This is a genomic window from Acidovorax sp. FG48 (genome assembly GCF_057809085.1).
Map to the genome: position 1 here is coordinate 42,842 of NZ_JBMDJH010000004.1, position 16,238 is coordinate 59,079.

Genomic DNA, 16,238 nt, shown 5'->3' on the forward strand with positions numbered 1-16,238 from the left:
ACGGTGCGTGCGGCAGGGCGCGCTTTTCGTATTTTTGATCCAGTTTATCCATGAGCAAACTCTCCCACACCCGCGACAAGATCTACAGGACGGTGGCCCGCCAGATGCATGGCATCGTGCCCTGCTGGGTTTGCGGTGAACATGTGCTGCCCGAGGCTGCGACGCTGGAACATATCCAGCCTTTAAGCGAAGGCGGCAACAGCCACGCTGAAAACCTGGCCATCAGCCATGAAGCCTGCAACAACCAGCGCCACGCCAAGGGGCAGGTCACCCTCTCCGGGGCCATGGATGGCCGGGTGCAGCGGCGTACGGTAAAAACGTAAACGCCGCCGGCCGCGGCATCACGCGATCAGGCTTGCGCCTTGAGCGGCAGGGCCTGGACGGGCAGCTTCATGCCGACGCCCAGGCGATTCCATGCATTCATCTGCGCGATGGCAAATGTCAGCTCGGCCACTTCGCGCTCGCTGAAATGGGCGGCCAGCGGCTCGTAGTCGGCATCAGGCGCCTGGGTCTGGGTCAGCAAGGTCAGGCTTTCCGCCCAGTTGAGTGCGGCGCGCTCGCGTGCGGTGAAAAAAGCCACTTCGCGCCAGGTGAGCAGGCTGTTGATGCGCTGAAAGGTTTCCCCGTCCGCGAGCAGGTCGCGCGCATGCAGGTCCAGGCAATAGGCGCAGCCGTTGACTTGCGAAACGCGCAGGTAAACCAGGTCCAGCAGGGGTTTGCCCAATGTGGATTTGCCCACGGCGGTGGTCACGGCGACCATGGCGCGTAGGGCTTCAGGAGCCAGCTCTCGGTGGGGCAGGCGTGCAGTCGTGTTCATGAAAACTCCTTGTAGATGAAGATTCAGGAATTTGAACCTTCACCTGCAAGACGCGACGCTCAGGTCATTTGTGACAGGACTCGTGCCAGCTTGTGTGGATTGCGTTGTGTGCGGATCTCGGTGACCAGGCCGTTCTCGAAATAAATCGCCTGTACTGATTCCAGCTGCCCATTCACAAAACGCAACAGGCCGGGCGTGCCGTTGATACCGGCAATCTCGATCCGTATGGCATCGCCGTGGCGGCGTGCCACGGCGTAGTAAAGCTGCGCCAGCCGCTGGGCACCGCGCACTATCTTGCCAAAGGACGGCACCACGCCGCCGCCATCGCTGATCAGGGCCGCGTCGTCGCTGAACAAGGCTTTCAGCGCAGCCATGTCGCCGCCCCGTGCCGCCGCGGCAAAACGCTCGAGCAATTGCAGGTGTTCCTCGCGGCTGACGCTGAAACGGGTTTTCTCGGCGCGAACCTGGCTTTTGGCGCGGCTCACCAGCTGGCGGCAGGCAGCCTGGGTTTTTCCCAGTGTTTGTGCGATGTCGGGGTAATCGGCATCAAACACTTCCCGCAATAAAAATGCGGCGCGTTCGTCCGGCGTCAGTTTTTCCAGCACCGCGAGAAAGGCCAGGGAGATGTCGCCAGCCAGTTCCAGCAGGTGCTCGGGCGAATCCGGGCCATCGGTGAGCAGGGGCTCAGGCAGCCAGAAGCCGGTGTAATGCGCGCGTTCGGTCTTGGCTGCGCCCGACCCGGCTGGCGCAGGCTATCGCCGAGTTCGGCCGGATCGACAAGACTCTGCACACGCTAACCTACATCGATGACGAAGCGAAGCGCCGTGACACGCTAACCCAGCTCAACCGTGGCGAAGGGCGGCATAGCGTTGCCCGCGCTGTTTTCCATGGCAAGCGAGGCGAGCTGCGGCAGCACTACCGTGAAGGGCAGGAAGACCAACTCGGCGCGCTTGGTTTGGTACTCAACATGATCGTGCTATGGAACACAAGCTACATGGAGGCCGCATTGAACCAGCTGCGCGCGGATGGCTTCGAGGTCCGCGATGAGGATGTGGCGAGGCTCTCGCCGCTATTGCATGAGCACATCAACATGCTAGGCCGGTATTCGTTCTCGGTACCGGACGCGGTGGCCAAGGGCGAGTTACGGCCATTGCGCAATCCGGCGAGCGACGAGTAGGCCGCGAACCCGGCCTTAACCCGGCCTTAACCCGGTTTTACGTTCCACTGCACCTCAAACCCCAAACCGACCACGGTTTGACGCCACGAATCGCAGATTTGAAAGTGAACAGGAAAGTCAATGAAATCAACGATCTACCAACACCACCTCCGCGCCAGTGCTAGCTTTTCGTACCGTCACTTATTGCACTGAAAACGAGGAGACCCCTCGTACTGCGCGAGCGCGCCGAACACCTGGAACAGAAACTCGCCCGAGGGCGTCGTGGTATCCAGGTTCTCCGTCAGCGAGCGGAACGCCACCTGCTTTTTCTTGAGCGAGGTCACGATGGCGAGCAAGTGCGACAACGAACGGCCGAGCCGGTCGAGCTTCCACACGACCAACACGTCGCCAGGGCGAACGAATTCGAGCGCCCGCGCCAGGCCCGCGCGGTCGTCCTTCGCGCCGGAAGCATGATCCTCGAACAGATGCCGCGCATCGACGCCGACGGCGAGCAGCGCATCGCGCTGCAAGTTCGTGCTCTGGCGGTCGGAGTCCGACGACACGCGCATGTAACCTACCAACATAAGCGGAAAACCATTAAGACGAGGTTTCCGTATGGTAGCGTCTGGCGACAGAGTTTTCCGCACAATTTTGCGGCCACTCGGAGGTTGGTGCAGAGGACCGTTGAAGGCCTGTCGAAAAACAAATGTTTTCCGACAGGCCTTGGCCTAGCGCACGCCCGCCTTGCAGCGTTCTGTGAATAGCGCTTAGTAATGACGGCGTATATACTTTGTTAGTATCAAGTGGCAGGAGGCCCCGATCATGTCAAAACAAGCCGTTTTCACGATGAAGCTGGAGCCTGAGTTGCGCGCCGAGTTTATGGCCGAAGCCGAGGCGGCCCATCGCCCGGCGTCGCAAGTGCTGCGCGAGCTGATGCGCGAGTTCGTTCAGCGCCAGCGCGAGTCGCGCGAGTACGACGAGTTCCTGCGCCGCAAGGTCGAAGCCGGCCGGGCTTCGATGCGCGCTGGATTGGGGCGGTCGAACGATGAAGTTGAGGCCGAATTCGCCGCACGGCGTGCCAGTGTGGCGAGCCAGGCGTGAGGGTTGTTTGGACGCCCGAAGCGCAGCAAGACCGTGCCGATGTGTGGGACTACATCGCAGCCGACAATCCGCGCGCGGCGGCCCGGATGGATGAGATTTTCAGCGACGCGGCCGCCCGCTTGATCCAGCACCCCATGCTGGGCAAGCCGGGAAAGATTCCCGGGACCCGCGAGTTGATCCCGCACGAAAGCTATCGCCTGGTGTATCAGATCGACGGCGAAACGGTGTGGATACTGACGCTGGTTCATACTGCCCGCCTGTGGCCGCCTGTGCGCGATTAAGAGATGATCATGGCAACAATGAAACGGCGCGTTGACAGACTGCTTTCGAGCCAGACCGCGGTCGGCGGCAGGCGGCCAGTTGCGGACGGTCAAGCATCTTCCCGGTAGCGGACGTTCAATAGTGTCTCTGACCTGCTTCGCTCCCTCTATGAAGGGAGGTCGCTGGCCCATCCGCGCACTCACAGCCTGCCAGTAGGCGCAAATTGGCAGCGCTCCGTCCGGCAGCGCACAGACTGCGGCCGTACGTCCGCGTAGGTTCGCTTCAGCAGTTTCGATTCGAAAGTTCAATGTGATTGCTGCGGGCGGTCGTCGCAGTTGCGCGGAGGCGATGATGCACAATCACGGGATCGGCAGATAGGTTCTTCGAAGCTGCAAGAGTTAAAACATTCACACATGAAAGATTGAAATGGATACACGATTATTTGCTTTCGTCGGCGCAGACATTGGCCCTTGGCGGATTGTCAGGGCCGAAACGAGAGTTGGCGAGCCCCTGCCTGAAGCCAAAAGGCTCAACGTCGTATCCGCTTCAGAGTTGCAGTCTGAAACCAATGCACCCTGGATACTTCGTGGAATAACCAGCAATGAACGATATGTCATGCGCGCAGAGAAGAATGAAATTGTAGCGAAGCAGCAAGGTCTGGCGCGCCCAGAAGCAACGTGCGGTGCGCTAATACCGATCCGGAAGAACGCAGCTTGGTGGGAGCTCACGCAAGACGAACGCCGGAGCGTTTTCGAACAGTCGAAGCACGTCCAAATCGGGCTTCAGTATTTGCCTGCAGTAGCGCGCAAGCTCCACCACTGCCGCGACCTCTCAGAGAATGAACCGTTCGATTTTCTGAATTGGTTCGAATACGCGCCAATTCATGAGGTTGAGTTCAACAGGCTGCTTTCCGAACTGCGTGCGTCAGAGGAATGGAAATACGTCGACCGAGAAGTCGATATTCGTCTTACGCAAGCACAGGTCTAACCCGCCGATGAACACGGACCCCCAACAGCGGCGCGTTGCGCCGCCGTTTCGGGCCGGTTATCGGCAACGTAGAACTCTCGGATACAGTTGTTCTGTAATAACTTCTCAAGCCAAATTGATTTTTGGAGTGGATATGGAAATGGAATCAAGAATATTTTCGGTAACAGAATATATTCGTCCGTCTGACGGCGAACCAATTCGTTCAGTGGTTCTGGAAACCAAGGACTCAGCAGTTGTTGTTTGGCATGCCCATCCTGGGCAAGAAATAACCGCTCATGTTCACCCGGACGGCCAAGATACTTGGACGGTTATCTCTGGAGAGGCTGAGTATTACCAAGGAGGCGGCAAAGTCGCTCATCTAAAGGCTGGAGATATTGCCATAGCAAAACCTGGCCAAGTGCATGGCGCTCTAAATACTAGTCCAGTGCCGTTTGTATTTGTCTCAGTGGTTGCATCTGGCAACGCGGGTTTTGCGTTGGCTGAAAAATAGTCTTTCTCAAATGTGTGCCCCAGAGAGTTCTAACCCATCCATCAACACGGACGCTGCGCGATGAAGCCGCGCCGCGCCGGCTAACTCCACGTTGAGCGTCAGCTTTCCATATGTCTGGGGGTCTGCAACGGGTCGGGTGCCGTCGCGTGCGCAGTGTCAAAGCTGACATGACTAATACATGAGATGGGCTGATGCTCGCCGTCCGGTCAGGCAGCTGCCCCCCTGCAGGACTCACAGCAGTTGTATGCCACCCGTCATCCGAGACGTCAGTCGGCCTCATCCAGACCGGAACAATCTGGACGTGACGTCCGGCTGGCATTGCCGTGATCGAAATGGCGGCTAGTGACACGACTGTTGGGTCTACCCCATCGACCGGGCGCGGGACAAGCCACGTTGATCGGCTGACGGAATTTTCGGCGGTTCCGGCTTAGAACCCCTTTTTCGGGGACGCGAGTTTTGTTCCGCGCGGTCATAAGCGCATATGACGCCACATTAGGCCGACCCCATACCGCTACCACGGCTGAAACCATCAAAAATTACCCTCACATTGGATAATCTGCCATTACCCAATGTTAGTTCTGCCAGAAATCTCAATTTCTTGACCTCTAAAATAGTACGTAATATCATGGTACATACTACGGTACGGAATAAAGAGGTAAGCCATGGCCCGAGCCGGAATCTACAAATCCGAAGTGCTGCGTGCACGCGATAAATTGCTGGCCATCGGGCGCCATCCGTCCATCGATGCGGTGCGCGAAGAGCTGGGAACCGGCTCCAAGAGCACGATTCACCGGTACCTGAAGGAGATTGAGGAAGAGGAAGGTGGGGCCACCGGCAGCCGGGTGGCCGTCAGTGAGGCGATCCAGGATCTGGTGGGCCGCCTGGCCGCCCGCGTCAACGAGGAGGCCGAGGAGCGGGTCACTGCGGCGCAGGGCAGGCACGCCGAGCAGCTCGCCCATCACCAGCAAGCCGCCGCGGTCCTGAAAACCGAGGCGCAGTCCACGCGTCAGCAACTGGAGCAAACCCAGCGGGCCTTGGCCGAGGAAAAGACCGGCCACGGCAAAACCAATGAAACGCTGCGCAGCAAGACCCTGGAAAACACGCAGCTCGCCCAGCAGGTGGTTGACCTGCAGGAGCGCATCGCGGCCGAAGAACGCCATCGCCAATCGCTGGAAGAAAAGCACCAGCATGCGCGCCAGGCGCTGGAGCATTTCCGGCAATCCACCAAGGAGCAGCGCGACCAGGACCAGCGCAAGCAGGAGCAGCAGGTGCAGTTCCTGCAGGCTGAGTTGCGCAGCGTGAACGAGACCTTGGCAACCAAACAGCAAGAAGCCGTGCACGCCCTGCAGGAAAACGCACGCCTGCTGGGCGATTTGTCGCGCGCCCAGGGCGATCTGCACCAGGCCCAGGAAGAGTTGCGGGGCCTGCGGCCGCTCAAGGACGAACTGGGGTTTGCGCAGCGGCGCACCGAGGAGTTGGGCCGGCGCCTGGTGGAACAAGATGCTGCTGTCCTGCAGCTCAGCACCACGAACGAGAAATCGCAAGCCAAGCTCGATGGACTGCTCGCGGCGAATCAGCAGCTGGAACTGACGGTGGCGGCGGCCAGGTCATCCGTCACGGCGCAAGAGCACGTCGTCGCCAGCATGTTGGAGCGATTCAGTGCTACGGCTCCTGGTCCTGATTCGGCCGTGAAAAACCCGGACGAAGGGGCCAGTCGCTCAGCCAAGAGGGAATCAAAAAAACCAACCGGGACGGGGACTTAAGCCTGTTTCTGCGGGTTTATACATGAGTCCCTGTCGCCCTCCAACGCATCCCCGATGCCTTGGCGCGGTTGCCCAAAATGCATTGACGTTGCGGGCAGTCCTCAGGCTACGGTCGTTTCTGGATTTTCTCGAAAAGCGGCGGAAAGTCGGTCAAAAATCAATGACTTAGCTCGCGCCTAGTAGATGCTGCATTTCTTTTTTTCTCAAAATGCGGCGGAAATTCCCTGGGACGCCGCGAACTCAATTCGATATGGTCCTCACTGGATCCACTGCGGCCTGTGCTAGTTTGACTGACTCCGTCGCCGTGGACCAGCTACTCGGTCGGTCGACGGTAACCTACCATCCTGGAGCCAAACGGAAGAATCACACGATGCCGAAGGTCAAGCCCGTCACCGCCATGAAGCAGCGCCTCCAGGAAGCGCTCAGTTATCTTGCTGAGCAGGAAGAGGTAATCGAACTGGTTCGGCAGACGATCGAAATGTACGACCTGAAGCCAATGGATGTGTTCTCGGAGGATGAACTCGGGGCGGCACTTGCGCCGGACCCGGTGGACGAGTCAATACCGTACTGCGACCGAGCCGGCAACACCTGGGCCGGCAAGGGGAGGCGGCCGACTTGGCTCGTCGAGGCGATCGAGGCCGGCGCCGCACTCGAAGACTTTAGGAATCCCGCGTACGGCGGCTGAGCCTGACGTCAGGTCCGGCCGAGGGAATTTTGTCGACGATTCTCTAAAAACCGAGATGACCCCTAACCAATGCAGAAGCCTCTTCGCCAGATGTCAAAGTGGTTTTAGTCATCCAGAGGCCACTACCCGCCAACTTGGAGCGCGATGCGAAAACTCTGGGGGTTACCTGGATGGTGTTGCCGCCTGAAGCCGTTTCTTTATCTTCACCGTCTCAGCCGACATCCGCTGCTTAAAGTACCGCACACCATCCTCACTGTGAGTGCATTCCGAACCCCCATAGTCTTCGAAACCAAGCTTCTTATAAAGGCGTCGTGCAGATGTACTGGCGTCACCCTCAGGATGGTACGTGTCAATGAGGCAAGTGTCGGCCTCAACTGGCATATGGAGACAGCACGTGCGAATCAGACACTGGCCTATGTGCTTCCCCCGATGCCCCGGATGAACCAATAACCCAGAAATCGCCCAGTCAGGTTGATAGATGCCGGGGCGCAGTATTGATGTCACCACCGCAATGAGGCGACCAGACTCGAACGAGCCAAACGTGGCATATCCATGGTTTTCAAGGTCTCTTGCAACGAGATCTCGGCGGCTGTGTTCCCTACGCTCCACAGCAGGGCCCAGCAAAGGATGGTCGCCTTGATGGTGTCTGAAATCAACTATTTCCGCGATGTCTCTGCTATCCAGCAAGCGAATTTCCAAGGATGAGCAAAAGTCATCAACCACGGGTCACCGGCCACCGTATTCGATTTCGCATGTAGGGCAATACACGTCGCCGCGTGGAACGATGGTGCTGCACGTCGAGCACTTCTCAATGGCGGCTTCGCCCGCCTGGCGGTATGTGTAGTCCTGCTTGGGTGTCAGCTGGTCGGCGGGACGGGCCAAGACTTGGCGGATTACACCTGCCATCGGCTCGTCGTCAATCTGTTGCAGACCACGGATTTTTTCGGGCTCTGACAGTTGGTCAAAGGCAGCAACGCCTGTCTTCGGGATCGGTGGGCTTCCGTCATCCATCGCCTCACCCGTTTCTTCATCAATTTCCGGAAATCGCTTGTCGCTCATGGCGTGCTCACAAAGGAATGTGGGCCAGTCATTTTACGCCGCCCCATCCTTTTCAGACTATCGGTGCAATGGGCGCACCAGTAGGGGGCCTTGTTTGACGCAGTTCGCTTGCCACCGTCAGTGGCACATGCCATTTAGACACTCGACTTTAGCTTTTCCGCCACCTTGATTCGCTCGGACATGTCGGCTTTCACATAGATGGCGGTGGTGTTGATGTTCTTGTGTCCCAGCAGCCCTTGCACCACGCTGAGATCACCTTCGGACGACTTCAGCGCCTTGTGCGCGTAGGTGTGGCGAAGCCAGTGGGTGGAGGCCCGCATGAAAGGCCCCTTACCCTCGCCCGGTTTCTCACCAGCGGTGGCAGAGCACATCGCAAAAAATCCTTTGAGGATCTGATACAGCATGTGGGCGGACAAGGCACCGTTCTCGTTGACGGTGTACTTGAGCTGGCCTGCCACGGATATGCCTTCGATCTCAATCGTCGGCAGCGCTTTGACCTGTGATGCCAGGGCTTTCTCGTCGCGTTCCTTTTTCAGCTTCTTGTCTTTTGCCCAGATCCACCGGTCGTCCAACACCCCTATCAGCGGCTCGTCCTCGGGCTTGACGTGAGAGAAGTATTTCAGCCTGCCCTGGATCACCAGCTCCTCGCGATCCTTGCGGTGCTCGCGCAACGCCTCCATGGTCTCTGCGTTCAATGGCACTTGCCGTTTGCGCTTGCCCTTGCCCAGCACCTGCAGCACACGCGCTTCAGAACCAGGTTCAAGTGCTCGGTCGGTCTGTACGTGGGACCACCTGGCCTGCGCCACCTCCGCACGGCGAAGACCCGCGTTTTCGAGGAGGCGGAACAGGGCGCGCAGCCGCCGCTTGGGAGCACCATCGGGCAGTTCTGCGAACGTGTTCCCCACCACCTCCAGGTCGGATTTGGTGAACGAGCGGAACACGTCCATCGTCTCTTCCTCGCGCTTTTTGCCGTGGACGGCCTGGGCAGCGTTGCCGTCGATGTATCCCGATTCTTTCCAGTGCGTGTACATCTTGCGCACTGCGGCGAACGTCACATTCAGGCTCACAGAATTGAGGGGCCCGCGCAGTGGCCTCCAGCCCGTGGTTTTTTTCTTCGGCGAGCCTTTGGCTGATTGAACCCAGTGAGGAGGCGGGTCGATCAAGAAGTCCTTGAAGGCAAAAAAGTCGGCCTCGTCCAGTGAAGAGAGCGCCTTCTTGCGCTCATGGACGGACCAGAGGATCAAGCGTTCGATGGAGCGCTGGTACGCCTCCTGGGTGAATGGCGACAGGTCCTTGATCTTGAGAAACCACCCCCTCACGGCCTCCAGGTCGTTGGTGGCACTCATCGTGTTGACCCCGTGCTTGCGAAACGTGCCCTTGGTTCCCATCAGATCGGCAGGCCACTTCATCGAAGTCAGCGGCTGCAGGGCGTTTTCATCCGAAACCTGCACTTCGGTGGCGTTGGCGGCGACCAGGGCAGGGAGCTGGGACAGGCCTTCGGCGGGCGCCAGGTTCCAGCGCAGAATCCATGCCAACAGGTTGTCCGCCCGCTTGACCCCATAGCCAGGCAGGGCGTCGTACCAGGTGGCGCCTTGCAGCGACATCCAGTCCACCAGATTCCCCAGCGTGATCACACCGGCTTTGCGCAGCGCCTGCATCTGGGCGGCCGACATGATCACCCACTGCTCCACGCGATGGGCGCGCTCGGGCTTGGTGCCCAAGTGTTCGTCCAGCCAGTTGATCGCGTGCAGCACGTCCTTCATGCGCTCGGCCGCGCTTCGAGCGTCCTCCAGATCCTGCACCGGCTCGACCGGGATCAACGGCGGTTCGCTGGCCAAGGCGATCTCCGCCTGTGCCGGCAAAGCAGTGGCCACGGGAGCGGTGAGGGCGGGAAGTGCGACTTGGGCGGCAGCTTCTGCGTCCTGCAGCGCCTCCTGGTACCGCTCGATCAGCTCCGCTTCAGAAAACATGCCTTCGTCAAACTGCGCCGCAAACTCCTCCAGCGTCGGCGGCTGGGACGCCTGGACTGCCACCGGCTTGGCAACGGATACGGCCTGCGCTGCAGGGGCCGATGACTGGGCACCGGGTTCATTGGCAGGAATCCGCGGTGGCTCCAACACAATGGTCTGGTGGTCCCTGAGAACCCTCACCATAGTGCGGGCCTCGTGCGACTGCGCTATGCCGTTGGCTGCAGCCTCGATCCGGTCCAAAAGCTCCTGGTATCTCTTGATCAGCGCTGGGCGCTCGGGCGCTCGGCCTGGCCAGAGCATGTACTGGCGGGCTGCGACCGTAAGATCTACCCCTTGGGCAACCGCCCGCAGCATGGCAAACTCATCGGCCGTGGCGCTGCTCTCGTGAGCAATCTTGGTGCGCGAACCGGGAGGCCGACCGCGCCGGCGCGCGGTCTTGGCGGGTTGCGCGGGCTCCAGCGGCTGGCCACCGTCAAAATCCGCGACTGCGAGATTTCCGGGGCCGTCGATGGGGTCGATGTCTGCGGGCGATTGACCCGCAGGAATTTCGGGCGTAGATTGGGCCATGACTTTGAAAAAACCAATTGTCTTGAACGTTGGCCAGCGGGTCCATCACCGGGCCAAAAGGTACAACTAAGCGTCAGAGGAGCCGGGAAATCCCCCTCCTCTATTTTTATGACTCATTTGCTAGACCTTAACGGAGTTTAAGGCAGATCAGATGTTAAATGCAAAACAATTTCAAACCGTCGAAAAATTACCGAACTTAACGAAACGATCAAAGCTATACAAAGTAACGTAACTATCCAATCTTGCGAAATTTGCGGCAGCGATGTACATTCCTCTCTGGAAGCCACGGTCAGGACGAGCCATGTCCGCCACGCGACCACAGGAGAACGAGATGCTTGCTTGGATAGATGGCCCATGTGGGCCGAGCGCACCCGCCGCGTTCGATCACTACGCGATCATTCGCCGTAGTGGCGACCTTGTGCCCTTTGAACCGCAGTTGATTGCTCAGGCCATGATGAAAGCGTTCCTGGCCGTGCATCAGACGATACGGCGGTCTTGCACATGGCACCCGTTTTCCTACCCGATGAGCACCCTGTCGAGTCGCGTCTCGCAGTGGTATAGCCACGAACGCCTGGAGGTCCGCTTCCCGAAGATGGGCGGTGGCGCGCGCCTGAGGTCACGGCGCCGCAACAACACAGACCTTCGCGACGGATCTACTTCTGGCTTCTTCTCGGCGGCAAAGCCCAACCTGCGCAACGCGCCATAAGCGCACCACGGTTTGAAATCCCCATGAACACCCTGTCCATTTCCTCACCGTTTGCCCACCGCAATGCCCCAGACCTCTCGCAGGCGTCTCCTGATCCCTACGCGACAGCGGCCCAGTCTGCCGCTGTCTTGCGCTCGGGTGCGCAGTACCGCCGCGAGCGCATGGAAGCCGACGACATGATCACGACCGACGACGCTGCACTGCTGGCAGGCGCCAGCCGGGTGACCATCAACGCCTGGATCAAGTCGCGCCGCTGCATCGGGGTTTCCCACCTGCGCCGGGGGTTCAAGTTGCCGCGCTGGCAGTTCGAACCCAACCTGTGGCCCATCCTGCAGCCCTTGGCATCGGCCCTTGGCGCGTCCGATGGCTGGCAGGTGCTCACCTTCCTGGAGACGCCGGCATCGGCCCTCGACGGCCAGACACCGCGCGCCGCACTTGAGCAGGGCGTCCCAGCGAAACACATCCTGGCATTGGCAACGGCTGAGGCTCACTGAATGACCTCGCCTCATGAACCTGACAGACCTCAATCCGCCATTCATTGAACTTCCTGACCGCCAAATCTGGCACCGCATCCAGCGCACCAGCTGGCGCAAAGACAGCGTGCGAACGCGCGGGTTCATCCTCCCGCCCTTCGGCATTCCCACTGGCCGTTTCGATCTGTCCGACGAGCCCACTGCCTACCTCGCCGATAGCGAGCAGACCTCGTGCTACGAGGCGCTTTTTCGGCGGGACACGCGCAGCTACACGTTGGATCAGCTGCGGCAACGCTCATTGGTCGCATTTCGCACGGCTGCGGGCATCCGTCTTGTCGATCTGCGCGGGCTGGAGGAAAACTACCCAGTGCTGCAATCTCTGCGTTACGTGACCACGCAGGCCTTTGCCGCCGACGCCCGAAAGGCGGGAGCCCATGGTGTCATGTACGCATCCGCGCAGCACCCGTACCACGCGTGCATCTGCCTGTTCGAACGCGGTGTGGCCAGCATGACGAAGCTCTCAAGCACCCCGCTCGTGCAACCCGGCAGTGATCGGCTCCACCTCAGTGTTCTGCGCGCCGCCCTGGGCTCTCAAGTGGCCATCGTCTCGTGAAACAAGAGTGCAACCAATGCCCATGACCCCGCGCCCCTCAGTTGTGCGAACCGATGCCGCTGGCCTCGCCACCTTTCAAGGGGAGGCGCTGCTGGTGCTGGAGATATCCACGCGCGAAATTGAAACGGGCAACATCGCCAGCTCCCTGGAGCGCCTGCACGCAATCGCCGAGTCCCGAGAGACGGCCCTGCGTTACCAAGAGTGCCTGGTCATACAGGTGGTGGGGTATGACGCTGACACTCGTGAGTTGGCGGAAATCCCCGAGGTGCGCGCCTTCTTTGCCCGACTCGCCCAAGAATGGCCGCATTGGATGTGGTTCCTGCACAGGCATGTTGGGGCGATCCATCTGCTGTTGGCACTGCTGTGCAAGGTCAAGATCCATCGCCGGGGGAGCAGTACAGGGACCGAGTTTCTGGACCGCCATGAGCTTGCGGCCCAGATTGCTGACCTGTTCCAGCGCGGCAACGCCATGTTCGAGGCGTTCGGAATCAGCGAAGGTGAGGCCGAAGCTTCATGCGAGAGTGCTTGCGCTGAGTTGGTCCCCTAGAAGACACCTGCCCCGGCCTTCTCTAGATGATCAACCAAATAGGATGGCTGGGACCCCTTACCTGGCGCGGTATCAGCGGATATTCTGGGCTCGTGTGTCCACTACCATTTCCAAATGATTGAACCGCCCGTGACAACTAAATTCGATTTGTCGCCTGAATTGGAAACCGCAAAGGCCGAAAACAGCTCATCCTTTGGGCAGCGACTGAAATTGGAGAGGCTCAGGCTACAGCTATCTCAACAGGAAGTGGCGACACATTGCGGCGTCGCGAGGACAACGCAGAACATCTATGAAAGAGACGGACGCTCGCCAGGTTTAAGCTACGTGCAGAAACTCGGAGATCTAGGTTTCAATCTCCCCTACCTGCTGAACGCAAAACCACCGCCGCCATCTATCACTGAGGGACTTCAGGTAACCGCTGTGGCACTTGGGAACGCGTACCGCATCGTTGACGAATTCTGTGTAGACAGTGCTGGCAATCGATTTCCCCTGGAAAGTAGGCTCCAATTTTTTCAGCTTTTGTGCATGACCATGCACGAAGACTGTAGAAAAGATTCGACCATGGCCACGCTGCGGGATGCGATCAAGAAATTGCCCGCCACAGGATCTACCGAGCGAAAAGGTCAGTCCTGGTAGACGGACACACGCCGCAGCGTCTTCCCCAAAACGACCACCTCCACACTGCCGACCGTGTAGCCACCGAGATGCCATCGGCGGCTACCATCTGACGCCCGCTGCTGCTCCCCAAAGGCACCTGCCATCCGCTGCTCGAACGCAGACATGTCCTCTGCATTGACGCTGCAGGTGACACCCACCATACCCCTGCGAGGCGGGAAGTCGAATTGCACAGGTCCATCCACCGAACAGGGAACGAAACCGTCGCTCAAGCGGATGGGCGGCGGCATCCCGGCCTGGTAGCCCATGCCGCAACCGATTCCGCCTCCAAACGAATAGGCGCTGCAGTTGCTGATATCGAAGCCATAGAGATCGCCTGCATCTCTGGGTGACATCCCCAGCGGGGCGGCGACCGACACGCCGCCTTCAACCCCAGGCTTGGCGATGTAGACCATCAGGGCCGAACCGCAGCTGGGGTACAACCGCACCTTGTAGCTGGTGCCATCCTTGAGCTGGCTGGACACGTCGAAGAAGCCCTCTTGCGAAAACGAGGTCTTCACGTTCCATGGGCCCTCGTGCTCCAGGACCTTGCTGATGGCCTCGATCAGACTGGACTCTCGACAGGACCCGTTTTGGGTCCCAGCGAACCAGTTTGACTTGGCCTGCGCTGATTTCGTCACGTCATCGGTGCATCGCAGCCAGGACTTGTCAGAGTTGGCGGCGGCATAGGGCCCCCAGCACCAACCACGAGATTCCGCGATCTCCTCTGCGAGGTTTGCGCGGTTGCAGGGAGAACTGGGCTTGTCGGAGTCCTGCGTCGCGGCGCGGCACTCTACACGCTGGTGCAGGGCCTCTGCCTGCAGCTTCTCGTCGCTCATGGCACCGTATGCCTTCCGCACGTCTACGACGGTCGGTTCACCGCAACCGACCAGCGCCAATGCTGCGACTGACACCAGGGGGAACAGGAGAGGAAGTTTCATAGGGTTGAACGGTAACGCGCTGTGGTGAGCGTAGCTAGGAGCGTCCTCAACGTGCGCCCGTTGGCGTCCAGTTCGGTGAAGTCGTTCATGCTGGACGCCTAAAAGCAAAGGGCTGGCCATTGGTCAGCCCTTAGGCAAAGAAGCGAGCGAAATGTGAGAGCGCTGCTCTTCGCGAACCCCGCTCCAAGGATCAGTATCCCTTTTTTCTACCCGAGTGCATCACACGAAACGAATGCCGGTGGAAACTCGCAGCCCCGCTCTAAAAACTATGCCTGCGTTTATGCGCTCATGGTGCGCGGATTTCGTTAAGCTTTAGAAAATGATCACTTGATGGAGGACCAAATGGGACAACTGATAGCTAAGCGATACCGAACATCGATGATGGCTTACATGGCCGATCACACCTACGTGGAATGCGGAGCAGGCAAATCTTGGGGGTGCTTCGGCGGCTCCAAGAATGGGGAGGCAATCAGCGCGGGCGAAGGAAGTACGGCACGGGCAAACGCGATTGCAGAACCCAACGGCGAGGCCGGTGTCGGCCGTTATTTGATCGATGGCGTATGTCACCAAGCCGCCAACCGAATTCTCCTCCCTGCGAATCGACTTGTTACTGAGGCCCGTGGGTACTGGCTATCCGTATCGATATTTGGTACATATGGACGATCGGCTTTCAACATGAGGCCCGATGTCATGGGAGATCTTGAAGCTTGCGTTACCAGTAAAACCTCAACGACGCTCAGAGCTAGAGATATTCCTTCTGGCACGTTGCGTCTCATTCGCTCAAATAGAGCCTCAATGGCAAGATTCGATTTCAAAACGTCTTCATCAGAATTGGCGACATTCAATGTCAACCGTTTTATGAAAGATCTAAGCCTTCAACACCAAATACAATCTCCGAAATCTTCTTTGAGTGGGTTGAAGCTAGCCAAAAATACTACAGAGTTATTCTTGGATTTCATGGGTAAAGAGCTGCGGAATGACAAGATCGGACCAGTTGAGTATGTCCGCGAATTTGACAGAATGACTGACAAGTTTCAGGATGACGCTGCCAACGCACTTTCGACAGACGATTTCGTAAGAGTCTTCCGGGTCAGCCCCGAAGAACGCATTAGGCTCAGCGACCCCGAATCGGTTGATATGGCCTTCGGTCGAGGCGTTTTTTCGGCGGCTGCTAGTAAAGCTCCACGGTAACTGTGAACCAGATACCGCCCTCCAAACTACCGCATGGCCAAAAGTTAACGCCCGCAGAGTACGAGCGCGCTGTCATTTCCCTCTATCAATCTGCTCAGGGAACCGGTGACACTGCCGAAGAGCGGCGATCTTTGCGACGCAGCGAACTGAACCTTCAGATCGATCACAGACTAGGGGTTGATTTCCCGCAATCCAGGCGCGAGGAAATGTGGCGCATTCAGGAGCAGGCAGAGCGAAGGCGACTCCGCAGCCTGGCG

At 58.9% G+C, this 16,238-nt stretch carries 20 protein-coding genes and 1 pseudogene; 14 read left to right on the forward strand and 7 right to left on the reverse strand.

Annotated features, from left to right (window positions below; translation table 11 throughout):
• Window positions 1-50 precede the first annotated feature (50 nt).
• The gene (locus tag ACODSU_RS07010) at window positions 51-323 is read left to right on the forward strand and encodes an HNH endonuclease (protein WP_169132475.1); all 273 of its coding nucleotides are present in this window, start codon (window positions 51-53) and stop codon (window positions 321-323) included.
• A gap of 26 nt (window positions 324-349) precedes the next feature.
• Here ACODSU_RS07010 and ACODSU_RS07015 read toward each other — a convergent pair whose 3' ends face one another.
• Together ACODSU_RS07015 and ACODSU_RS07020 are read right to left on the reverse strand one after the other, a co-directional pair.
• On the reverse strand, window positions 350-817 hold the full coding sequence (locus tag ACODSU_RS07015; RefSeq protein ID WP_169132474.1) for a carboxymuconolactone decarboxylase family protein: 468 nt from the start codon (window positions 815-817) through the stop codon (window positions 350-352).
• 59 nt (window positions 818-876) lie between these two features.
• Complete coding sequence (locus ACODSU_RS07020; protein WP_169132479.1) at window positions 877-1,509, reverse strand: sigma factor-like helix-turn-helix DNA-binding protein; 633 nt, start codon at window positions 1,507-1,509, stop codon at window positions 877-879.
• Between the two features lie 38 nt (window positions 1,510-1,547).
• Between ACODSU_RS07020 and ACODSU_RS07025 the strand changes: the two are divergent.
• Window positions 1,548-1,994: pseudogene (locus ACODSU_RS07025) on the forward strand (Tn3 family transposase); the annotation flags it as partial.
• A gap of 176 nt (window positions 1,995-2,170) precedes the next feature.
• Here the strand turns inward: ACODSU_RS07025 and ACODSU_RS07030 are convergent.
• A complete protein-coding gene (locus tag ACODSU_RS07030; RefSeq protein ID WP_488841098.1) occupies window positions 2,171-2,542 on the reverse strand; it encodes a recombinase family protein in 372 nt (123 codons plus the stop codon).
• A 253-nt stretch (window positions 2,543-2,795) separates the two neighbouring features.
• On the opposite strand from ACODSU_RS07030, the gene ACODSU_RS07035 reads away from it, so the two are divergent.
• From ACODSU_RS07035 to ACODSU_RS07060, 6 genes are all read left to right on the forward strand, one after another.
• Window positions 2,796-3,074 (forward strand): hypothetical protein, encoded by a 279-nt coding sequence (locus ACODSU_RS07035; RefSeq protein WP_011342941.1) that lies wholly within the window; start codon window positions 2,796-2,798, stop codon window positions 3,072-3,074.
• Window positions 3,071-3,355, forward strand: coding sequence for a type II toxin-antitoxin system RelE/ParE family toxin (locus tag ACODSU_RS07040; protein ID WP_011342942.1), 285 nt, complete (start codon window positions 3,071-3,073; stop codon window positions 3,353-3,355). Before ACODSU_RS07035 ends, ACODSU_RS07040 begins: the two co-directional genes overlap by 4 nt.
• A gap of 406 nt (window positions 3,356-3,761) precedes the next feature.
• Window positions 3,762-4,322, forward strand: coding sequence for a chlorite dismutase family protein (locus ACODSU_RS07045; RefSeq protein ID WP_011514928.1), 561 nt, complete (start codon window positions 3,762-3,764; stop codon window positions 4,320-4,322).
• A gap of 133 nt (window positions 4,323-4,455) precedes the next feature.
• A complete protein-coding gene (locus ACODSU_RS07050; protein ID WP_012435589.1) occupies window positions 4,456-4,812 on the forward strand; it encodes a cupin domain-containing protein in 357 nt (118 codons plus the stop codon).
• Window positions 4,813-5,504: 692 nt separating this feature from the next.
• The gene (locus tag ACODSU_RS07055; protein WP_488841101.1) at window positions 5,505-6,575 is read left to right on the forward strand and encodes a DNA-binding protein; all 1,071 of its coding nucleotides are present in this window, start codon (window positions 5,505-5,507) and stop codon (window positions 6,573-6,575) included.
• 370 nt (window positions 6,576-6,945) lie between these two features.
• A complete protein-coding gene (locus ACODSU_RS07060; RefSeq protein ID WP_488841103.1) occupies window positions 6,946-7,260 on the forward strand; it encodes an H-NS family nucleoid-associated regulatory protein in 315 nt (104 codons plus the stop codon).
• Window positions 7,261-7,422: 162 nt separating this feature from the next.
• On the opposite strand, the gene ACODSU_RS07065 is transcribed toward ACODSU_RS07060, so the two are convergent.
• The 3 genes from ACODSU_RS07065 to ACODSU_RS07075 all read right to left on the reverse strand — a co-directional run bounded on the left by ACODSU_RS07065 (window position 7,423) and on the right by ACODSU_RS07075 (window position 10,856).
• Window positions 7,423-7,983 carry a GNAT family N-acetyltransferase gene (locus tag ACODSU_RS07065; RefSeq protein WP_488841105.1) on the reverse strand — a complete coding sequence of 187 codons (561 nt, stop codon included), beginning with the start codon at window positions 7,981-7,983 and terminating at the stop codon, window positions 7,423-7,425.
• Between the two features lie 3 nt (window positions 7,984-7,986).
• Window positions 7,987-8,319: a hypothetical protein gene (locus ACODSU_RS07070; protein ID WP_488841107.1), complete on the reverse strand. Its 333-nt coding sequence runs from the start codon at window positions 8,317-8,319 to the stop codon at window positions 7,987-7,989.
• Between the two features lie 134 nt (window positions 8,320-8,453).
• Window positions 8,454-10,856: a site-specific integrase gene (locus tag ACODSU_RS07075; RefSeq protein ID WP_488841109.1), complete on the reverse strand. Its 2,403-nt coding sequence runs from the start codon at window positions 10,854-10,856 to the stop codon at window positions 8,454-8,456.
• A gap of 301 nt (window positions 10,857-11,157) precedes the next feature.
• Here ACODSU_RS07075 and ACODSU_RS07080 point away from each other — a divergent pair, with 301 nt between their 5' ends.
• The 5 genes from ACODSU_RS07080 (at window position 11,158) to ACODSU_RS07100 (ending at window position 13,831) form a co-directional block, all read left to right on the forward strand.
• Entirely contained in the window at window positions 11,158-11,562 is a 405-nt protein-coding gene (locus ACODSU_RS07080) for a hypothetical protein (protein ID WP_146186048.1), read from the forward strand.
• Between the two features lie 23 nt (window positions 11,563-11,585).
• Window positions 11,586-12,056, forward strand: coding sequence for a hypothetical protein (locus tag ACODSU_RS07085; RefSeq protein WP_060985853.1), 471 nt, complete (start codon window positions 11,586-11,588; stop codon window positions 12,054-12,056).
• 13 nt (window positions 12,057-12,069) lie between these two features.
• Window positions 12,070-12,648, forward strand: coding sequence for an RES family NAD+ phosphorylase (locus tag ACODSU_RS07090; protein WP_488841111.1), 579 nt, complete (start codon window positions 12,070-12,072; stop codon window positions 12,646-12,648).
• Window positions 12,649-12,670: 22 nt separating this feature from the next.
• Window positions 12,671-13,195: a chlororespiratory reduction 6 domain-containing protein gene (locus ACODSU_RS07095; RefSeq protein ID WP_488841113.1), complete on the forward strand. Its 525-nt coding sequence runs from the start codon at window positions 12,671-12,673 to the stop codon at window positions 13,193-13,195.
• 114 nt (window positions 13,196-13,309) lie between these two features.
• Window positions 13,310-13,831, forward strand: coding sequence for a helix-turn-helix domain-containing protein (locus ACODSU_RS07100; protein WP_488841115.1), 522 nt, complete (start codon window positions 13,310-13,312; stop codon window positions 13,829-13,831).
• Here ACODSU_RS07100 and ACODSU_RS07105 read toward each other — a convergent pair.
• Window positions 13,819-14,688, reverse strand: coding sequence for a hypothetical protein (locus ACODSU_RS07105; protein WP_488841117.1), 870 nt, complete (start codon window positions 14,686-14,688; stop codon window positions 13,819-13,821). The genes ACODSU_RS07100 and ACODSU_RS07105 overlap by 13 nt on opposite strands.
• A 492-nt stretch (window positions 14,689-15,180) precedes the next feature.
• On the opposite strand from ACODSU_RS07105, the gene ACODSU_RS07110 reads away from it, so the two are divergent.
• On the forward strand, window positions 15,181-15,981 hold the full coding sequence (locus ACODSU_RS07110; protein ID WP_488841119.1) for a hypothetical protein: 801 nt from the start codon (window positions 15,181-15,183) through the stop codon (window positions 15,979-15,981).
• The last annotated feature ends 257 nt before the right edge of the window (window positions 15,982-16,238 follow it).

Coding starts and splice junctions, on each gene's coding strand:
- ACODSU_RS07010 (WP_169132475.1), top strand. CDS start 51: ATGAGCAAACTCTCCCACACCCGCGACAAGATCTACAGGACGGTGGCC.
- ACODSU_RS07015 (WP_169132474.1), bottom strand. CDS start 817: ATGAACACGACTGCACGCCTGCCCCACCGAGAGCTGGCTCCTGAAGCC.
- ACODSU_RS07030 (WP_488841098.1), bottom strand. CDS start 2,542: ATGCGCGTGTCGTCGGACTCCGACCGCCAGAGCACGAACTTGCAGCGC.
- ACODSU_RS07035 (WP_011342941.1), top strand. CDS start 2,796: ATGTCAAAACAAGCCGTTTTCACGATGAAGCTGGAGCCTGAGTTGCGC.
- ACODSU_RS07045 (WP_011514928.1), top strand. CDS start 3,762: ATGGATACACGATTATTTGCTTTCGTCGGCGCAGACATTGGCCCTTGG.
- ACODSU_RS07050 (WP_012435589.1), top strand. CDS start 4,456: ATGGAAATGGAATCAAGAATATTTTCGGTAACAGAATATATTCGTCCG.
- ACODSU_RS07060 (WP_488841103.1), top strand. CDS start 6,946: ATGCCGAAGGTCAAGCCCGTCACCGCCATGAAGCAGCGCCTCCAGGAA.
- ACODSU_RS07070 (WP_488841107.1), bottom strand. CDS start 8,319: ATGAGCGACAAGCGATTTCCGGAAATTGATGAAGAAACGGGTGAGGCG.
- ACODSU_RS07075 (WP_488841109.1), bottom strand. CDS start 10,856: ATGGCCCAATCTACGCCCGAAATTCCTGCGGGTCAATCGCCCGCAGAC.
- ACODSU_RS07080 (WP_146186048.1), top strand. CDS start 11,158: ATGTCCGCCACGCGACCACAGGAGAACGAGATGCTTGCTTGGATAGAT.
- ACODSU_RS07085 (WP_060985853.1), top strand. CDS start 11,586: ATGAACACCCTGTCCATTTCCTCACCGTTTGCCCACCGCAATGCCCCA.
- ACODSU_RS07090 (WP_488841111.1), top strand. CDS start 12,070: ATGAACCTGACAGACCTCAATCCGCCATTCATTGAACTTCCTGACCGC.
- ACODSU_RS07095 (WP_488841113.1), top strand. CDS start 12,671: ATGACCCCGCGCCCCTCAGTTGTGCGAACCGATGCCGCTGGCCTCGCC.
- ACODSU_RS07100 (WP_488841115.1), top strand. CDS start 13,310: ATGATTGAACCGCCCGTGACAACTAAATTCGATTTGTCGCCTGAATTG.
- ACODSU_RS07105 (WP_488841117.1), bottom strand. CDS start 14,688: ATGAGCGACGAGAAGCTGCAGGCAGAGGCCCTGCACCAGCGTGTAGAG.
- ACODSU_RS07110 (WP_488841119.1), top strand. CDS start 15,181: ATGGCCGATCACACCTACGTGGAATGCGGAGCAGGCAAATCTTGGGGG.